15 protein-coding genes are annotated in these 17,447 nt (G+C 61.5%); 5 read left to right on the plus strand and 10 right to left on the minus strand.

Features of this window, described 5'->3' with window-relative positions:
- Window positions 1–12: 12 nt before the first annotated feature.
- From LDZ21_RS19310 to LDZ21_RS19325, 4 genes are all read right to left on the minus strand, one after another.
- The gene (locus LDZ21_RS19310) at window positions 13–1,248 is read right to left on the minus strand and encodes an alpha-hydroxy acid oxidase (protein WP_244795384.1); all 1,236 of its coding nucleotides are present in this window, start codon (window positions 1,246–1,248) and stop codon (window positions 13–15) included.
- 61 nt (window positions 1,249–1,309) lie between these two features.
- On the minus strand, window positions 1,310–2,605 hold the full coding sequence (locus tag LDZ21_RS19315) for an MFS transporter (protein ID WP_035962856.1): 1,296 nt from the start codon (window positions 2,603–2,605) through the stop codon (window positions 1,310–1,312).
- A gap of 64 nt (window positions 2,606–2,669) precedes the next feature.
- Window positions 2,670–3,593, minus strand: coding sequence for a dihydrodipicolinate synthase family protein (locus LDZ21_RS19320; RefSeq protein ID WP_244795386.1), 924 nt, complete (start codon window positions 3,591–3,593; stop codon window positions 2,670–2,672).
- A gap of 55 nt (window positions 3,594–3,648) precedes the next feature.
- Window positions 3,649–5,232, minus strand: coding sequence for a D-arabinonate dehydratase (locus tag LDZ21_RS19325; RefSeq protein WP_244795388.1), 1,584 nt, complete (start codon window positions 5,230–5,232; stop codon window positions 3,649–3,651).
- Between the two features lie 151 nt (window positions 5,233–5,383).
- Here LDZ21_RS19325 and LDZ21_RS19330 point away from each other — a divergent pair, with 151 nt between their 5' ends.
- Window positions 5,384–6,277, plus strand: coding sequence for a LysR family transcriptional regulator (locus LDZ21_RS19330; RefSeq protein WP_244795390.1), 894 nt, complete (start codon window positions 5,384–5,386; stop codon window positions 6,275–6,277).
- Window positions 6,278–6,313: 36 nt separating this feature from the next.
- On the opposite strand, the gene LDZ21_RS19335 is transcribed toward LDZ21_RS19330, so the two are convergent.
- Window positions 6,314–6,844 carry a hypothetical protein gene (locus LDZ21_RS19335; RefSeq protein ID WP_244795908.1) on the minus strand — a complete coding sequence of 177 codons (531 nt, stop codon included), beginning with the start codon at window positions 6,842–6,844 and terminating at the stop codon, window positions 6,314–6,316.
- Window positions 6,845–7,024: 180 nt separating this feature from the next.
- On the opposite strand from LDZ21_RS19335, the gene LDZ21_RS19340 reads away from it, so the two are divergent.
- A complete protein-coding gene (locus LDZ21_RS19340; RefSeq protein ID WP_244795392.1) occupies window positions 7,025–7,657 on the plus strand; it encodes a YceI family protein in 633 nt (210 codons plus the stop codon).
- A 143-nt stretch (window positions 7,658–7,800) separates the two neighbouring features.
- Here the strand turns inward: LDZ21_RS19340 and tdh are convergent, their stop codons facing one another.
- Together tdh and LDZ21_RS19350 are read right to left on the minus strand one after the other, a co-directional pair.
- Window positions 7,801–8,832, minus strand: a complete 1,032-nt coding sequence (tdh, locus tag LDZ21_RS19345; RefSeq protein WP_244795909.1) for an L-threonine 3-dehydrogenase — start codon at window positions 8,830–8,832, stop codon at window positions 7,801–7,803.
- Between the two features lie 76 nt (window positions 8,833–8,908).
- Window positions 8,909–10,111, minus strand: coding sequence for a glycine C-acetyltransferase (locus LDZ21_RS19350; RefSeq protein WP_244795394.1), 1,203 nt, complete (start codon window positions 10,109–10,111; stop codon window positions 8,909–8,911).
- A 133-nt stretch (window positions 10,112–10,244) separates the two neighbouring features.
- Between LDZ21_RS19350 and LDZ21_RS19355 the strand changes: the two genes are divergently transcribed.
- Complete coding sequence (locus tag LDZ21_RS19355; RefSeq protein ID WP_244795396.1) at window positions 10,245–10,847, plus strand: helix-turn-helix domain-containing protein; 603 nt, start codon at window positions 10,245–10,247, stop codon at window positions 10,845–10,847.
- A gap of 135 nt (window positions 10,848–10,982) precedes the next feature.
- Here the strand turns inward: LDZ21_RS19355 and LDZ21_RS19360 are convergent, their stop codons facing one another.
- The gene (locus tag LDZ21_RS19360) at window positions 10,983–11,171 is read right to left on the minus strand and encodes a CsbD family protein (protein WP_035962850.1); all 189 of its coding nucleotides are present in this window, start codon (window positions 11,169–11,171) and stop codon (window positions 10,983–10,985) included.
- Between the two features lie 253 nt (window positions 11,172–11,424).
- On the opposite strand from LDZ21_RS19360, the gene LDZ21_RS19365 reads away from it, so the two are divergent.
- Complete coding sequence (locus LDZ21_RS19365; RefSeq protein ID WP_035962849.1) at window positions 11,425–11,781, plus strand: DUF2471 family protein; 357 nt, start codon at window positions 11,425–11,427, stop codon at window positions 11,779–11,781.
- A 46-nt stretch (window positions 11,782–11,827) separates the two neighbouring features.
- On the opposite strand, the gene LDZ21_RS19370 is transcribed toward LDZ21_RS19365, so the two are convergent.
- Complete coding sequence (locus LDZ21_RS19370) at window positions 11,828–13,264, minus strand: DUF2252 domain-containing protein (RefSeq protein WP_244795398.1); 1,437 nt, start codon at window positions 13,262–13,264, stop codon at window positions 11,828–11,830.
- 200 nt (window positions 13,265–13,464) lie between these two features.
- Between LDZ21_RS19370 and LDZ21_RS19375 the strand changes: the two genes are divergently transcribed.
- A complete protein-coding gene (locus tag LDZ21_RS19375; protein WP_244795400.1) occupies window positions 13,465–14,490 on the plus strand; it encodes a tyrosine-type recombinase/integrase in 1,026 nt (341 codons plus the stop codon).
- A gap of 30 nt (window positions 14,491–14,520) precedes the next feature.
- Here LDZ21_RS19375 and LDZ21_RS19380 read toward each other — a convergent pair whose 3' ends face one another.
- Window positions 14,521–15,717 (minus strand): DNA-binding protein, encoded by a 1,197-nt coding sequence (locus LDZ21_RS19380; protein ID WP_244795402.1) that lies wholly within the window; start codon window positions 15,715–15,717, stop codon window positions 14,521–14,523.
- Window positions 15,718–17,447: the final 1,730 nt, after the last annotated feature.

The following is a 17,447-nucleotide window of genomic DNA, read 5'->3' on the forward strand; positions in this document are numbered from 1 at the left end:
TCCCTGTCCCGTTCATTGCAGTTCGAGTTCGACAGGCGCTGCCTGACGCGGCCGCGATGCGCTGCGTTGCGCGACGCGCGGCCACTCGATGTATCGCGCATCCAGTTCGGCGATGCTGCCCACGCCCAGCAACCCGATGACGCGATCCACTTCGGTCTTGAGAATGTCGATTGCGCGATCCACGCCTGCCCTTCCACCCGCGCCCAGACCCCACGTCGTCGCGCGGCCCAGCAGCACCGCGTCGGCGCCGAGCGCCATCGCCTTGACGATGTCCGAGCCGCGGCGGAATCCGCCATCGAGCATGATCGCGAGACGCCCCTTCACTGCATCGACGACTTCGGGCAGGACTTCCATCGCCGATACGGAGCCGTCGAGTTGCCGGCCGCCGTGATTGGACAGCACGATGCCATCCGCGCCGAGCGCGACGGCGCGCACGGCATCGTCCGGATGAATCAGCCCCTTGACGATGAGCTTGCCCGGCCAGCGGTCGCGCAGCCAGCGAATATCGTCCCATGACAGCGACGGATCGAGTTCCTTCGCCAGCGCCGATGCCGCGCCGCGCACGCTGTCCTGTCCCGGTGGCAGCAAATCGCCGAGATTGGCGAAGCGCGGCATGCCGTGCGGCCAGAGCACGTCCATCATCCAGCGCGGATGCGTGAGCACGTCCAGGGTGTTGCGCAGATCGAGCTTCAGCGGCCTCGCGTAGTTGCGCAAGTCCCACTCGCGCTTGCCGTAGATCGCGCTGTCGGTAGTCACGACGAGCGCTTCCACATTGGCATTCTTCGCGCGTTCGGCCAGTTTCGCGACGAAATCCCGGGTGCGGTACATGTAGACCTGCATCCACACGCGCCCGCCGGCGCGCTCGATGACCCGTTCCAGCGCCACCGTCGACGCATTGCTCAGAATGTACGGGATGCCCGCAGCGGCAGCGGCGCTTGCGAGCGCGATATCGCCTTCGTGCGAAAGCAATCCGCTGAAGCCCGTCGGCCCGATCATGAACGGCGCATTGCTTCGGCGTCCGAACAGATCAATGCCGATATCGCGCTTCGATACATCGACCAGCGAGCGAGGCCGGAAAGCGATTTCCGCGAAGACATCGCGATTGCGGCGCAACGTGGACTCGTCCTCCGATCCGCCTTCGACGTATTCAAAACAGAAGTTGGGCACGCGCCGCTGCGCCATCCCGCGCAACTCTTCGATGCTGTGAGCACGGCGCGGATCGTTACCCGTATAAAGACGACGTTGCACTTCACTTCTCCTGTCGACCGGTGCGGAACATCTCAACGTTCCGCACCGGTCACATGCCCGTTCAAACTGGCAGCTTGCGTTGATAGTCGATGCAAAGGACACACAGCGACTGGAAGGCCGCCACGGCAACGAAGAACATCAGCGCGAGGAAATACGAGCCGGTCGTCTGCACGATGTAGCCGATGAAGATCGGGACGAAGATGCCCGCGATGTTGCCGACGAAGTTCATGATGCCGTTGAGCGTGCCGGTCCGTGCGCGGGTAGCGAGCATCGCGGGCGTCGCCCAGTTGCAGCCGCCGCACCAACGCAGGAAGAACAGTGCCACGCACAGCAGGCCGACGACCATGACCGGTGCGCGGACATAAGCCACGCCCAGCATCGAAAGGCCGACCGCGACTGCACCGATGATCATCATCGTGCGATACACGCGATTCGCACTCGCGCCCGCCGACTTCCACTTGTCGGCGAGATTGCCGCCGATCACTTCGCCGACGAAACCGCAGAAGAAGATCAGGAACGTCGCGCCGCCCAGCGACTTCAGGTCGAAACCGTGCACCTTGAACAGATACGTCGGCAGCCAGGTCATCAGGCCGAAGAAAATCAGGTTCGTGCAGGTGTGGCTCAGGCACATGCCCCACACCGAGCGGAACGCGAAGAAGCGGAACAGCGAGCCGCCCGGCGCAACGGTCGGCTCGGCCGCATCTTCTTCAGCGTGAGCGCGCTCGATATACGCAATCTCTTCCTCATTGATCGACGGATGCTCGCGCGGCGTGTTACGGATGTACCACCACGCCCAGATGCCGCAGAGAATCGTGCCGACGCCCGCCACGACGAAGGCCGCGCGCCACGAACCGAGCACCGCCATCAGCGTCGCAACCACGATCGCACCGACGCCCGAGCCGAGCGCGCTGCCGCCATCGAGCAGCGCGGCGCCGCGCGTCTTTTCGTTCTTCGTGAGCCACAATGCGTTGAGCTTGCCGCCGCCCGGATAGATCGGCGCCTCGGTGACGCCGAGTCCGAGACGCGTCAGCAACAGCAGCACCCAGCCCGAGCTGAACGCGCCGAGCGCCTGAAAGAAGCCCCAACCGACGGTTGCCGCCGCGATGAGCGCGCGCGGCTTCAGCTTGTCGGCCAGCATGCCCGACGGCACTTGCATGAAGAGATACGTCCAGAAAAACGAGCTCAGGATCAAACCCTGACGCTCCGGCGACAGATCGAATTCCTGCGCGATCGCCGGCATCGCGACGGACAGCGCGGCCCGGTCGATGTAGTTGATCGATACCAGCGCCAGCAACAGAAGAAAGATCTTCCATCGGACGTTGGTCATTCGTACGGATTGCACGCTGGACACACTCATGGTCCGGTCTCCTAAATGCTTTTATATGAAATATGCGGATGCAGCGATCCGCGGTGGGAGACGCTTATCGGCCCCAGCGCAACACGATCGGATCGAGCCGGCGTGCGACTTCGAGCAAGCCTTCACGCGTCTTCGGATGGACGGGCGCGAACGGATGACGCACTGCATCCGATCCGATGACGCCGCCTTCCTTCATCAGGATTTTGCAAGCGGCGAGCCCGCACTGGCGATTCTCGTAGTTGATGAGCGGCAGCCATTGCTGATAGAGCGACGCCGCGCTTTCCTTGTCACCGCTCACGTAGGCATCGACGATCTTGCGGATGCCGTCGGGATAGCCGCCGCCGGTCATCGAGCCGGTCGCGCCTGCTTCGAGATCGGGATACAGCGTGATGGCCTCTTCTCCATCCCACGGACCGACGATGCTCTCGCCGCCCAGTTCGATCAGCTCGCGCAGCTTCGACGCGGCCTGCGCCGTCTCGATCTTGAAGTACGCGACGTTCTCGATCTCGCGCGCCATGCGGGCGAGGAACGGCGCGGACAGCGGCGTGCCGGCAACGGGCGCGTCCTGAATCATGATCGGAATGCCGATCGCGTCCGACACCTTGCCGTAGAACTCGTAGATGCCCTTCTCCGTCACGCGGATGGTCGCGCCGTGATACGGCGGCATGATCATCACCATCGCGGCGCCGGCGGCTTCTGCAGCGGCGCTGCGGCGCGCGCAGACTTCGGAACTGAAATGCGTCGTCGTGACGATCACGGGCACGCGGCCCGCGACATGTTCGAGCACGGCGTGCATGACCGTATCGCGTTCTTCATCGGACAACGCGAATTGCTCGGAAAAGTTGGCGAGGATGCAGAGCCCGTTGGAGCCGGCATCGATCATGAAGTCGACGCAGCGTTTTTGTCCTTCGAGGTCGAGCTTGCCGTCTTCATCGAAGATGGTCGGCACGACAGGAAATACGCCGCGATAGGGTCCGGTATTTGGCATGGTGACTGGTCGCAATGGTTAAGAGTGTGAAGCGGCTTCGACGCCTGAATCGCGTTCAGGTGATCGCGCCGATCTGCCAGGGCACGAACTCGTTCTGCCCGTAGCCGTGAATTTCGCTGCGGCTGCGCTTGCCCGATGCGGTGTCGAGCATCAACTGGAACAACTCCGCGCCCATTTCTTCGATGGACCGCTGGCCGCTCAGAATCGGACCGCAGTTCAGGTCCATGTCTTCCTGCTGGCGATTCCACAATGCGTCGTTGGTGGCGATCTTGAGCGACGGCGTCGGCGCGCAGCCGTATGCCGATCCGCGCCCTGTCGTGAAGCAGATGAGATTGGCGCCGCCCGCGACCTGTCCGGTAGCGGAGATCGGGTCATAGCCGGGCGTGTCCATGAAGACGAGGCCCTTCGCCGTCACCGGTTGTGCGTATTCGTAGACTTCGACGAGATCGCTGTTGCCCGCTTTCGCGATGCCGCCGAGCGATTTTTCCAGCACGGTGGTCAAGCCACCCGCCTTGTTGCCCGCCGACGGATTGTTGTTCATCGCAGCGCGGCTGCGCTCGCAATATTCTTCCCACCAGTGGATGCGCGCGACGAGCTTTTCGCCGACTTCGCGGCTCACCGCGCGTCGCGTGAGCAGGTGTTCCGCACCGTAAATTTCAGGCGTTTCGGAGAGAATCGCAGTGCCGCCGTGCTTCACGAGCAGATCGACGGCTGCGCCCAGCGCGGGATTGGCCGAGATACCGGAGTAGCCATCGGAGCCGCCGCATTGCAAGCCGACGATCAGGTGCGATGCCGGCACCGGCTCACGCTTGACGCGATTCGCCGCCGCGAGCATGCCCTTCACCAGTTCGATGCCATGCGCGACGGTCTTCGCCGTGCCGCCCGTTTCCTGAATGTTGAAGGTCTTGAGGAACGATGCTTCGGTGAGACCTTGCGTCTCCATCATGCGAGCGATCTGGTTCGTCTCGCAGCCGAGGCCGATGACCAGCACGCCCGCAAAATTCGGATGCACCGCATAGCCGCCGAGCGTGCGTTGCAACAGCGCGAGTCCTTCGCCTTCGGGATCGACCGCGCAGCCGACGCCGTGCGTCAAGGCGACGACGCCATCGACGTTCGGATAGGCCTCGAGGCTCGCGGGATTCGTGTCGCGGCGAAAGTGATCGGCAACGGCGCGAGCGACCGTCGCCGAGCAATTCACCGAAGTTAGGATACCGATGTAATTGCGCGTGGCGACACGGCCATCGTCGCGCACGATGCCATCGAACGTGGCGGGCGTGCCCGCGTATTGCGTGGGGCGCGAGCTTTCGCAATACGCGTAATCGCGATCGAACTCGCCCATCGCGATGTTATGAACGTGAACATGTTCGCCGGGCGCGATCGGCGTGCTCGCGAAGCCGATGATCTGGCCATAGCGCCGCACCGTCTGTCCTTGTTCGATCGCGCGCGTCGCGACTTTGTGACCAGGGGGAATGAGTCCGGATACCGTGACGCCCTCGTCGGGCAATGTCGTGCCGCCGACAAGCTGCTCGCGTGCGATGACGACGTCGTCGTCGCGATGAAGGCGAATCACCAGGGGTCGCGGCCGCGCTACGGCCGGTTCGTCGAGCCTGCCGGCTTCGATTTGGCTTGCGTTCTGCATATTGTCACCCGTGTCGGGCCGATCGTTTGTTGTCTCCGAAGCCGACTATACGTTTGCCGTCTGCAGCCTGTATATTGAATTGTTTCCATCCCCCGATCACTTTTTCTACTCGCTAATGAACACCGTCCAGACGCTGCTGTCGAGGCTCAGAATGAAGCAGTTGCAATTGCTGATTGCGCTCGACGAGCACAAGTCGCTGCACAAGGCGGCGGCTGTCATGGCGGTGACGCAATCGGCGGCGAGCAAGGCGCTGCACGAACTCGAGACGATGTTCGATGCCGAGCTTTTCGAGCGATCGGCAAGCGGCATGATCCCGAATCAATACGGCCGGCGCGTCATTCAATACGCGCGTCTGCTGACGACCGATCTCACACTGCTTTGTCAGGACATCAACGAGATTCAGTCAGGACGCGGCGGCCGGCTTGCGATCGGCGCGATCATGGGCGCGATACCGGCAGTCGTCGTGCCTGCGCTCGAAGCGCTGCATGCGGAACTGCCGAACGTATCGATCGAAATCGTCGAAGACACGAGCGCGCGCATGTTGCTGCAACTCGATGACGGCCATCTCGATCTGATCATCGGCAGATCGGCGGTGAGTGCACAGCCTTCGAAGTATCGATACGTCAAGCTGGCAGATGAACCGCTTTCGGTGGTCGTGGGATATCGGCATTCGGCCAGATCGAAAGGCCCGATCGAGATGCACGATCTTGGCCTTTGCCGATGGGTAACTTACCCGAGCCAGATGCCGTTGCGTGAATTGCTGGAACGGGAGATGGACCTTGCGGGCATGAGCATGCCGCCGAACACCATCTCGACGGCTTCCACGTTCGTTACCGTTGCGCTGCTCAACCAGAGCAAGGATCTTGTATCAGTACTGCCAACTGATATTGCCGAGATGTTCGCGCAGCACAAGATGCTGCGCATTCTTCCGGTGAGCATGCGATCGCCTTCGCAAACCTTCGGCGTAGTGACGCGTCGAAGCGGCGTCCTTTCGCCGATGGCGGAGCGGTTTATCGAATTGTTGCGTGAGCGGGTGCCGCAGTAATTTTCAATAGTTCGGTTTCCTGATCGATTTGAGATTCTAGAACCTTACCTTGACCTGGAAGCCGATGGTGAACGGCAGGTCGCTAGAAGGAATAGGCGGAATCAGGATCAGGTTGGCTCCTACACGCTTATACGCGAGCATGACGAGCGGTGCGGCAACCGGTCCGACCATGTGATCGTGTCCGATGCCCCAGCGGCCATAGTCGTAACCGGAGATGAGCCCGCCCATCGCGGCGAGCCGGAAAAATCCCCAATGCAGGAATTCGGGCGCCCATATGCCGCCGCCATAGAACGAGGGCTTTGACAGCGAGTTTCGGAAGTAGCCCGCCGTCACCGCCCATTGCGGAGCGATCCAGCATTCCGCGCCGATGCCCGGATTGAACTGCTCGAAATGCTTGTCGGGATGGAAGTGATGCGAGCCGATCATCGCGTCGACCCAGAGTCCATCGTCGCACAAGGCCGCGTCGGCGGATGGCGCCCACGACAGCGCGCTGAAGGCGAGCGACGCCGCCACGGCGGGCCAGAGGCGGATCGGTCGAGAACGCGAAAGCGACTGCCAGAAGCGCATGGGTTTCTCCGCCATCGCGCAATGCCATGGCGCCTTTTTGAGATGAAATCGAGGCGAACTCTACCTGATCACGTCATCTTCGTGTGCGCTTGCGAAAGTGGCGTGACGGCCGTTTGTGCGTGCAGTTCATTTGTCGGCGAAACTGAGCGTACCGGTGGGCTGACTTTCAGGTATCGCGCGATGAAATCGACTATCTCCTTGCTGAGTCTCCTGGCGTCGCTGGCACTGGTTCTTTCCGGCTGCACGCCGTTGCAGGTCGTCACGCATCGGGTATCCACGAGCGAATCGACCGTGCCGGCGGGGCGGTATGCGCTCGATCCGCATCATTGGAACGTCAGCTTCGACGTCGACCATTTGCATTATTCGCGGTTCGTGATTCGCTTCGACAAGGCGACGGCACAGCTCGACTGGGGTGCTCGCGGCATGGACGACAGCACTGTGCGCGCGACGATCGATGCGTCGAGCGTCAATACGAACGTACCGCTGTTGGATCGAATGCTGAAGGGACCGGATATGTTCGACGTCGCGCGTTATCCGCAGATCGAGTTCGCCAGTGCGCATTTTCAGCGGACGGGAGAGGATCGCGGCACGCTTACCGGCGACCTGACGATTCGCGGCACGACCCATCCGGTGACGTTGAACGTGACGTTCAACGGCCACGCCGTCAATCCGCTCACCAAGCAGGAAACGTTGGGCTTTTCCGCCGATGGGCATTTCAGCCGGGCGCAGTTCGGTTTGACGACGTGGTACCCGGCGGTCGGGGATGATGTCCACGTCGCGATTCAGGCGGAGTTCGAGAGGGAGCGCGAGTGAAGCCGGGCGGTGGCCGTGCGTGGCCGCAATGGGTTTCAGGCTCGCTTGCGCGCGTCAGGCCGAGAAACTCTTCGGCCCGGACATGCGCTGCGCAAACTCAATCGCGGATGCGACGTCCGGCGAAGCATCACGCCAAGTAGACCTTAAACGCCAGTCCAGTCGAGAACGACCTTGCCGCTGTTGCCGGAGAGCATCGCTTCGAACGCGCGCTGATAGTCATCGATCGGGAAGTTGTGCGTCAGAATCGGCGACAAGTCCAGGCCGCTCTGCAACATGGCGACCATCTTGTACCAGGTTTCAAACATCTCGCGACCATAAATCCCCTTGATCTCAAGCCCTTTGAATATGACCTGATTCCAGTCGATGGCGGTCTGCGCGGGCGGAATGCCGAGCAGCGCGACTTTGCCGCCGTGGTTCATCGCTTCGAGCATCGACGTGAACGCGCTCGGTACGCCCGACATTTCGAGGCCGACGTCGAAACCCTCGGTCATGCCAAGCTCGTGCATGACCTCGCGGAGGTTTTCGCGCGTCACGTTGACGGCGCGCGTGGCACCCATTTTGTGCGCGAGGTCGAGTCGATAGTCGTTGACGTCGGTGATGACGACGTTGCGCGCGCCGACATGCCGCGCAATAGCCGCCGCCATTACGCCGATAGGACCGGCTCCCGTAATCAGCACATCCTCACCGACGAGGTTGAACGAAAGCGCCGTGTGCGTGGCATTGCCAAAGGGATCAAAGATCGCGGCAAGGTCGTCGGAAATGTCTGGTGGAATCTTGAAGGCGTTGAACGCGGGAATGACGAGGTATTCCGCGAAAGCCCCTTCGCGATTGACACCGACGCCAACCGTATTGCGGCAGAGATGTCGCCTTCCAGCGCGGCAGTTGCGGCAAAAGCCGCACGTGATGTGACCTTCGCCCGACACACGATCGCCAATGGAGAACCCGCGCACTTCCTGCCCGATCTCGACGATCTGACCGACATACTCATGCCCGACATGCATCGGCACCGGGATGGTTTTCTGAGCCCAGTCATCCCATTTCCAGATATGGATGTCAGTGCCGCAGATCGCGGTCTTGCGGATGCGGATGAGGACGTCGTTGTGGCCAACTCCGGGACGCGGTACGTCTGTCAATGTGAGGCCGGGGGCGCGTTCGAGTTTTGCAAGGGCTTTCATGCTGGCGTTCCTGAAGGTTGCTCGTTCACTACTTTGGCCGTCCGTCAGGCCGGCCGACTTTATGCGCATAAAGGCCTCAGCGAATGATGCCTTGCGCCCGTCCCACCCGCGCAAACGCGTCCACCGCTCGATCGATTTGCTCGGGCGTATGCGCCGCACTCATTTGCGTGCGGATGCGCGCGCGTCCCTTCGGTACGACAGGATACGAAAAGCCGATCACGTACACGCCTTCGTCGAGCAATGCCTCTGCCATTTTCGATGCGACTTGCGCATCGCCCAGCATGACGGGAATGATCGGATGCTCGCCGGGCACGAGGTCGAAGCCGAGGGAGGTCATCGCTTGGCGAAAGCGCGCGCCGTTCGCGCGGACGCGCTCGCGCAAATCGGCGCCTTCGTCGCTCGCGAGCAGTTCGAGCACTTTCAGCGACGCCGCGGCGATGCTCGGCGCAAGCGTGTTCGAGAAAAGATATGGCCGGCTTCGCTGCCGCAGCAGTTCGACGACTTCCTTGCGAGCCGCGACGTAGCCGCCCGATGCGCCGCCCAGCGCTTTTCCGAGCGTGCCGGTGATGATGTCCACGCGATCCAACACGCCGCAGTGCTCCGGCGTGCCTCGTCCGTTCTCGCCGATGAATCCAACGGCGTGCGAGTCGTCGACCATCACCAGCGCGTCGTAGCGGTCGGCGAGATAGCATATGCCGGCGAGGTCGGCGATGATGCCGTCCATCGAGAAGACGCCATCCGTCGCAATCAGCTTGAAACGCGCGCCTGCGGCATCGGCTTCCTTGAGACGCGCTTCGAGGTCGGCGAGATCGTTGTTCTTGTACCGCAGCCGTCGAGCCTTCGAGAGACGAACGCCATCGATGATGCTCGCATGGTTTAGTTCATCGCTGATGATGGCGTCTTCGTCGGTCATGAGCGTTTCGAACAGGCCACCGTTCGCGTCGAAGCAACTCGAGTAAAGAATCGCGTCGTCGGTTCCAAGAAAGTCCGCGATCGCGCGTTCCAGCTGCTTATGCACTGTCTGTGTACCGCAGATGAAGCGCACCGACGCCATCCCGAAGCCGTCCGCGTCGAGCCCCGCCTTCGCGGCTTCGACGAGACGTGGGTCGTCCGCAAGTCCCAAATAGTTGTTTGCGCAGAAGTTAAGCACTTCTGCGCCGCTGTCCAGCCGAATATCCGACGACTGCGGACTCGCAATTACGCGTTCCGTCTTGTAAAAGCCGGCCGCGCGGATCTCGTCGATGGTCTCGCTCAAATGTCTCAGAAATCGGTCGTTCATCAGCAGCATCCTTTGATTGCGGGAACCGGTGTGCAGCCCCTAGCCCTGTTATAGTCCATGCATCGCACTGAACGTGTTCGATATTTCGAACACGTTTCCGATATGCCGAACACTGTAAAGGATCGAAGAAGTCATGGCAAGCGTTCGCTCCGCGCACGTGACCGGAGAACCAGCATCGTCCGCGACGGCGCCGCCGCGCGTCGGCGAGCAGATTCAACGGTTGCGGAATGAAAGAAAACTGACGCTCGATGACCTGTCGCGGGCAGCAGGTGTGTCCAAATCGATGTTGTCGGAAATCGAACGCGACAAGGCGAACCCGACCATAGCGGTCGCGTGGAGACTGACGAATGCCCTCGGCATCAGCCTCGACCAGTTGTTCGCGCAACAACGGCCACTGGAAGCGATTAGCGTGGCCGGTCCTCACGAAATCCCGACGCTGAGTGGGGATAACGGGGGGTATCAATTGCGCGTCTGGGGGCCGATCGAACTGGCAGGCAAGTTCGAATGGTACGAACTCACCTTGCAGGCGGGCGCCGCGCTGAAGTCGAACGCGCACGAACCGGGGACGCGAGAACACGTGACGGTCCTGAACGGGACAATAGAAGTGGAGGCGTCAGGTACGACGCGACGTCTGAAGTCAGGCGAGACGGCACGCTACGCCGCAGACGATGGACACGCCATCCGAAATGCGGGCAGGTCAGAAGCAAAGGCGCTATTGGTGGTCATTCACGGTTGAGCCGGCTGACTGCCGGGCTGCGGCCGACGGAACTTTATGCGCATCAAGTCGAGCGGTGCGCCGCCCAGAAGTAAAAACGGGACGCCACCGCCGTCCCGTTATAAGCAAAGCGACGTTTGTCGCTTCGCTAACCCATTACGGGTTCTTTTTCACGCTGTCCTTTAGATCCTCGCGGACATCGCCCGCGCCCTTTTGGATCTTCCCGGCTGCTTGCTGCATGTCGCCCTTGGCTTCCTGCGCCGGATCATCGGTTGCATTACCGACGACTTCGTTGATTTTCCCCTTCACCTGCTTGCCAACGCCTTCGACTTGGTCCTTATTCATCCTGTTTCTCCTTTCGTTTCGCGCTGAGACGGCGCGCGATGCTACGTTAAAGATGCCCGCATAGTCGACGCGGGATGTCGCGTAAGCATGGCTCTAGAATGCGCCTCCCGGGCGCATCCGCGTAGCGGCAGATGTCTGAATCGCACGTAGGCGGAATCGCACATACACGGCGATCGAACGGCGCGACGCTATTTTCATCGGAGCTAGTACTGTATATTTGTACAGTATCAAGAGACCGCTGGAAGGGGTGACTATGGATTCGAATGGCGAACATCTCAGCAAGAAGCAGTTCGAGCGCGCGGTTCGTGACCTCGAGCGCATCACGCGACAGATTGCAGGGCGCTATATCGAGAAGGGCGTGCCGCTTACGTGGCGGCTGCTGCACGCGATCGAGGCCGAAGCCGTTGCGGACCTTGGGTTCGCCGGGCGGCACGAGGCCGCGCTGCGCGAACTCTTCGCTCGGCCAGACGGTTTCCAGTTCCCGGAGACCGACGATGTCGTCGACGTCGCATCGTCCGATGCATTGCCTGCCGTATTCGCGTTTGCAGTCGATGCCTACGAATGCGCCGCCCGGCAGGGCAAACCGAAACTTTCCATCGCTGCACACTGAGGCGTCGTACGGTGCGATTGCGCGTTCTAGCCGCCGAGCGACGTCATCAAACGGCGAAGTCGGCGGCCATATCGGCGTCGGTGCGCGCGTGCAGTTCCCCGGTTCGGCATGCGCGGCGGAATCGCTCGTAGTCTTTCTCGACCTGATCCGCGTAAGCGCGGCCGTAGGACACGAGCGCTTCCGGCAAACGCGGGCCGTTGCCAATATAGCCCGATATCTCCAGCGAAAGGCCGCTAGCCTTCGCGTGCGCCCGGGCGAGCGCCCAGCCGCATAGCGCGGCGTAACTGCGCAGCGCCTCGTCGTCGAATGTATCGATCTGAACCGAAAGCTTCATGTCGCGCAGTTGACGGATGTAGAACGTGCGGCCGAGCGCACCGGTTGCGAAGCCGAGAAACGGATCGCTGGCTGCCTGCATCAGGCGTTGCCCGTGCACGACGCGCTGACCATCGTGCTTGTTTTCCGGAGCGGCTCCGTGTGGACGCGTGTAGCGCGAGACGACCGACGTCGACGCCTCCTTCAACTGCAGGAACAGCGGCCTGCCATGATGATCCGTGAAGAGCAGCACCACACAGCGCGTGCCGACGCTGCCGACACCGACCACCTTGAACGCAACGTCCTGCAGTTGGAACTGCGAAAGCAGCGCCGCGCGTTCCGGCGTCAGGGACGTCATGTAGTCCGCCATCAGCGACCCGAGAAGCGTCGCCCGATCGCCCGACAACGCCGCCCACTCGTCTGCGCGGTCGATCAGGGTGCTCTTGCCGCGGATGTGAAACACGGCTGGCGGCGTATCGCGGATGCGCCACCCATCGCTGTGTTTGTCTGCGAGCTTCGGCAGCACAGTGTCGTGCGTTCGGCGCGACGCGCGTTCGATACTTCGACGGATGCGGCGTCGAGCCGCGTCGCTCTGAACCAGACCGTACAGTTGCGCAAAGGTGATCCGCTCGTACCAGAGATCGAGCACACCCATCTCGGCGTACTCGCGCATGTGCCGCTGATAGCTTTCGGCGGCCCGGTACGCGAGTTCGTCCGCGGCCAGGTCGCCCATGCCCAAGTGTCTGCCTGCGACGGTGAAGCTCGCGATCAGGCGCTTGAGGTCCCACTCCCAAGGCCCGCGCGCGGTCTCGTCGAAGTCATTGAGATCGAAGATGAGCGTACGTTCGGGCGTCGCGAAGCCGCCGAAGTTGGCGAGATGGCAATCGCCGCAAATCTGGATCGGAATGCCGCTATCGGGTGTACCGGCCAGATCGTGCGCCTGCACGATCGCGCTGCCGCGATAAAACGCAAACGGCGATGCGAGCATCCGTCCGTAGCGCAGCGGGACCAACGTCGCGACGCGTCGTTCGCTGCTGATTCGCAGCAATGCGATGGGGTCGCGATCGACGTCTCCGATCATTGCGTGAGCGCCGCGCGAGGTGTGCCGTCGAGCGGCGCGTCCGTTGGCACGCCGTTCCTGCCATGACTGAACGTCCCGTGAATGCACCATCCATCGCCCCTTCGCTGCTCTCGGTCTTGTATCGAACGGAAGTTTCCGCCCAGACAGTAGACGATCGGGTGCGTACGCGGCAACCCAATCCGTCTGACACTTCGACACATTTGCCCGCCGGTGTGCTCTTGACGCCGGCCGCACGAAGCCCGACTCTTTGCCCAACGCAATACGGCGCTGTCAGACGCCTCCCGAACACCATGCCGAACACTTCCGATCTTTTCGACCAACACCGCGCCGACTGGCAGGCCGATCCGCACGCCGCCTTCGATGCATGGCTCGCCCAGCAGGACTTCCGGGCCTCATCGGCCGATGTCTATCGCGCGCAGTGGGGAAACTTCCTCGAATGGCTGAGCGCGAAACGGACGACGCTGCATGCGGTGCAACGGCCCGTCATCGAGCAGTTCATATCGCAGCTCGATATCCGGCGCCCGCAGCGCATGCGCTATCTGCGATTGATCGAGCGTGTGCTGGATTATGTGCGTGAGGTCGAATCGGCAGCAACGAATCCCGCGCGATTCATCGCGCAAGACGGTGATGCTGCGTGGCGCAAGGCGCGCGACAACGAGCCAACCGGATTTCTGACGCACGACGAGCGCGCGGCGCTGATCGCGCATCTTTTTTCTCCGCTCGGCGACCTGGCGACCGGCCAGCGCTGGAGGGAGCGGCGAGATCGAGCGCTCGTTGCCGCGTTTCTCGGCGCGGGCGTGAAAACGGGAGAGGCGGCGCAACTGACCGTCGACTGTTACGCGCCCGGCGCGCCGTACGTCACCGTGGACGCGTCCAACCCGTTGCAGATCCGGCAGGCGCGGCTTGCACCGTTCGCCGTCGAGTTGCTGGACGGCTGGATCGCGGAACGCAAGGCCGTCGGGCTCGCGGGCACGCTGCTGTTCCCGGCGGCGCCGTCGGGCCGCCCGATGCACAAGGCGACGATGCTGCGCGCGATCGATGCCGTTGTCGCGGCTTCCGGCATCGCGGCATCGCGGGTCGCACGTGCGAGCCCGCAGACGCTGCGCAATACGTACGCTGCCGAACTATTCGACGATGGAACCGACCCGGAGCGCGTCGGCCAGTGGCTAGGTTTCCAGCAATCGATCTCCGTTCATCGGCTGCATCGGGCTTGGCAAGAATGGATGGGTGAGCAAATACGGGAGCGCGATGTTGCCCGGGCCCGCGCGGATACGGACGACAATTCGGGTCCCGAAAACGCTCACCTTTCGCACTGACGGCAGCGCCGATCGTCGCAGCGGTACGAATCAGGCTCGCACGGCAGCTGTTTTGAGGAACGCCCGTACGGCAGTCAGCTTGGAGGCCACCGCACCCGAGCTTCGCTCGCAGTTCGGGCACGACAGTTCGAAGTCGTCTTCGTGCCGCTGCAATTCCGGTTCGGCGCTCTCGCAGGCCGGACAGTCCAGCGGCGCGGCAACGTACGCGTCGACTTGCGTGCCAAGCGTCTCGATTTCGGCTGCAGTCAGCCGGCCCTCCAGCGCCAGCGACGCGATCAGGCCGCCCAACTCGGCGCTCATGCCAACCCGAACGCGATGCGCATCGCGTTCACGCGTCAGTGCGTCGATCTCGTCGGATTGCTCGCGCACCTGCGATTCCAGCCGGTTCGCACGCGTTTGTGCCGCACTAAGTTGTTGAAGGAAATCGAATTCCTTTTGTCCGGCTTCTCGCACCTTCGTCTGATACGTTGCGGCCATGCCGCGCAGTGAGTCGAGCTCGACGAGCATCGGTTTGACGCGGCGTTCGGCGTCCTTCACGGCGTCCTTGATTTGCTGGGCGTAATGCTCGGTGTTGTGTCGAAGTTCGCTCTGTAGTTCGTCGATCCGATCGCGAAGACGCGCGGCGTCGGCCTGTTCGCGGGCAATGCGCTCGGACAGCGCCTTGTTTTCTGCCTCCAGCCGCATGACGACGTCGCGTAAGTCGTTTTGCACGTGCGACTCGCGGGCACGCGAAGCTTTCAACTCGGCCTCCAGCGAGGCAATCTGTGCGACGGCCGCTTCCGCACGAAGCTCGGCGCGCCGCTGCGCCTGCTCGATGGCCTGGCAACGGATTTCGGCATCGCGGGTTGCGGCTTGGGCGGCCACCACGCTGGCATCGACCTTGGCTCGGTCGACGCTTAGTGCGGCATCAGCGTGCCGACGGGCTTCAACGAAGAGTTCAGCGAGCAGTTCGCCGGCGCGCTGTCTCAGTGCGTCAGGGATTTCGCCGGCTTCCACGCGGACGTGCAGCGTCGACCTAACTGTTTCCCAGAAAGATTCGATATCGCGCGGGATATCGCTCGCGCTACCCGTCTGAGTCAGTTCGCGCACGGTAGTGACCGAGGGCCGCAGTCCTAGGTCAAAAAACAGGCGCTTGCAAGCATGATGCGAAAGTTCCTGGCGACGCGCACCAGCGTTGCGCATGGCGTCGAGCTCTTGGCGGAGAGTATCGCGGAGTTGTATGTCCATAGTCTATCGATGCGTTGAACGTATCGATCATAACGCTTTACGTTTCGGAGAAGACAGAATTGCGCGTAGCCCGTGTGCATTCGGTAGTTTTGTCATTCGCCGTGATAGCAGTCGCACGTCCACCAAAGTTATAGTCGATTTCTGTGAAACGTGTTTAGGTGCCGACGATAAATACTTGTCTTCAAAGTGTTTTTTCTATAGACCGTCGTTTTGGAGGTGTTTCACGGTCTGCGGACTAGTGTCCTTCGCCGGGCGGACATGTTGAGGCTGGTTCGTTGTTTCGTGATGGAAGGCTCACGGGCTCTTAGAGAGTAATAAAAGTTAACACCTTTGAACCTTATTAAAACCGTTAACGCTCTACCACAGCCTTATGCAGCAAGGGTTTCAGAGCCGCTAGGTGAGACACTTCGGGATGTATGGTGAGGCGTTGCAGGACACCACGGTGACGGCTTTCGGGATCATGCGTGAGGACCATCGGGATAGGAAGTGAGCGGATTCGGGGCGCTAGCGTTTTCGATGAGTGAGGAGATCCGGGACGCGCCTGCGCACAGAGCCTTTGCGGGCTTGGATTGTTATCCTGCGTATCCGTCCCGCAAGGTGAGCGATTACAGGAAGGTCAGTTCAACCGCAGATTACTCCAAAATATCGCCGAACTCACTTGATGGTGAGGCTATTCAGGTAAGAATGCTGACCGGTGGTGAGGTTTTTCGGGAGCGGACCGCCTTCTGCCGTGTTTCCCGTGTGCTCGAGCCGCTAAGGTGAGCATTTGCGGGAGCACTCCCCGAACGTGCCGCGCGCTGAGAAATGGGCGATCTCGTCGCAGCTTGCATTTTGAGGCTTCGAAACTCCAAAAGGTGAGCCTTTGCAGGAGCCGATTTGGGAGGCGAGTCGCCGGACAGGGCTGCTGCAGGGGCTTGGTGAGCCTTTTCGGGACCTCGCGCGTCATTGGATGAAGCCGATCCCGGGTTGACGGGCATTACGGTCTATCACGAGAGAAACGCACCGCTGAGGCAGATTGGTCGCTCCATAGGTGAGCTAGTTCGGGACCCGATCGACTCGGTGAACGGTAACGGTGAGGCTTTTCGGGAAGCAACCGACCTGGTGCGACGGCTTGCGATGCATCCTAAGTGGCTGTAATTCATAGCTTTCTGCGCGCGCCTCACGACAGGTGAGTCTTTTCAGGAGCATATAAGTGAGCTTGTACGGGAACGGCTGGCAGACCCGCTGGGGGCGGAAAGGTGAGCGTACGCGGGAGCCGACCGTCAGAGCCATTAGACGTTCAAAGGCCGCGAAGAGGTGACGCGGTCATGAACGATGCACGACGAGGTGAGCGTTTGCAGGAGGAAGCCCGACTGAAAACGCCTGGTAGATGTTGGAAGGGCGCTGTTAGCCATAAGTTCGTGTCTTGCAACTGGCGAAAAAGGCAGGCCAAGGCGGCGTCTTCGCTGCGCAACACTGCGAGTTCAACCGGAAAAAAATTTCGGGTGAGTCTTTTCGGGAGCACATGTCGGCCACAGACTCAGGGGCGTTAACCGTCCAGAACCGTTAACCCGCATGGCCTCTAGGTATATGGGACAGCCAGCATTGGTGAGCGGTGAGGGTTTACAGGAGCGCACTGCAGTGAGTCCACGCCCTTCCACCACAGTCACCATCCAACGGTGAACGCGCCCCCGTTTACTCGCTTCACCGCGCCCGGTATGCTCTCTCGCAATATCGTTCCTCTCAGACGC

Origin of the sequence: Caballeronia grimmiae, from assembly GCF_022879615.1 — a bacterium.
GTDB classification, from domain to species: Bacteria; Pseudomonadota; Gammaproteobacteria; order Burkholderiales; family Burkholderiaceae; genus Caballeronia; species Caballeronia grimmiae.

Coding starts and splice junctions, on each gene's coding strand:
- LDZ21_RS19370 (WP_244795398.1), bottom strand. CDS start 13,264: ATGGTGCATTCACGGGACGTTCAGTCATGGCAGGAACGGCGTGCCAAC.
- LDZ21_RS19325 (WP_244795388.1), bottom strand. CDS start 5,232: ATGCAGAACGCAAGCCAAATCGAAGCCGGCAGGCTCGACGAACCGGCC.
- LDZ21_RS19380 (WP_244795402.1), bottom strand. CDS start 15,717: ATGGACATACAACTCCGCGATACTCTCCGCCAAGAGCTCGACGCCATG.
- LDZ21_RS19330 (WP_244795390.1), top strand. CDS start 5,384: ATGAAGCAGTTGCAATTGCTGATTGCGCTCGACGAGCACAAGTCGCTG.
- LDZ21_RS19335 (WP_244795908.1), bottom strand. CDS start 6,844: ATGCGCTTCTGGCAGTCGCTTTCGCGTTCTCGACCGATCCGCCTCTGG.
- LDZ21_RS19375 (WP_244795400.1), top strand. CDS start 13,465: ATGCCGAACACTTCCGATCTTTTCGACCAACACCGCGCCGACTGGCAG.
- tdh (WP_244795909.1), bottom strand. CDS start 8,832: ATGAAAGCCCTTGCAAAACTCGAACGCGCCCCCGGCCTCACATTGACA.
- LDZ21_RS19360 (WP_035962850.1), bottom strand. CDS start 11,171: ATGAATAAGGACCAAGTCGAAGGCGTTGGCAAGCAGGTGAAGGGGAAA.
- LDZ21_RS19340 (WP_244795392.1), top strand. CDS start 7,025: ATGAAATCGACTATCTCCTTGCTGAGTCTCCTGGCGTCGCTGGCACTG.
- LDZ21_RS19350 (WP_244795394.1), bottom strand. CDS start 10,111: ATGAACGACCGATTTCTGAGACATTTGAGCGAGACCATCGACGAGATC.
- LDZ21_RS19315 (WP_035962856.1), bottom strand. CDS start 2,605: ATGAGTGTGTCCAGCGTGCAATCCGTACGAATGACCAACGTCCGATGG.
- LDZ21_RS19365 (WP_035962849.1), top strand. CDS start 11,425: ATGGATTCGAATGGCGAACATCTCAGCAAGAAGCAGTTCGAGCGCGCG.
- LDZ21_RS19355 (WP_244795396.1), top strand. CDS start 10,245: ATGGCAAGCGTTCGCTCCGCGCACGTGACCGGAGAACCAGCATCGTCC.
- LDZ21_RS19320 (WP_244795386.1), bottom strand. CDS start 3,593: ATGCCAAATACCGGACCCTATCGCGGCGTATTTCCTGTCGTGCCGACC.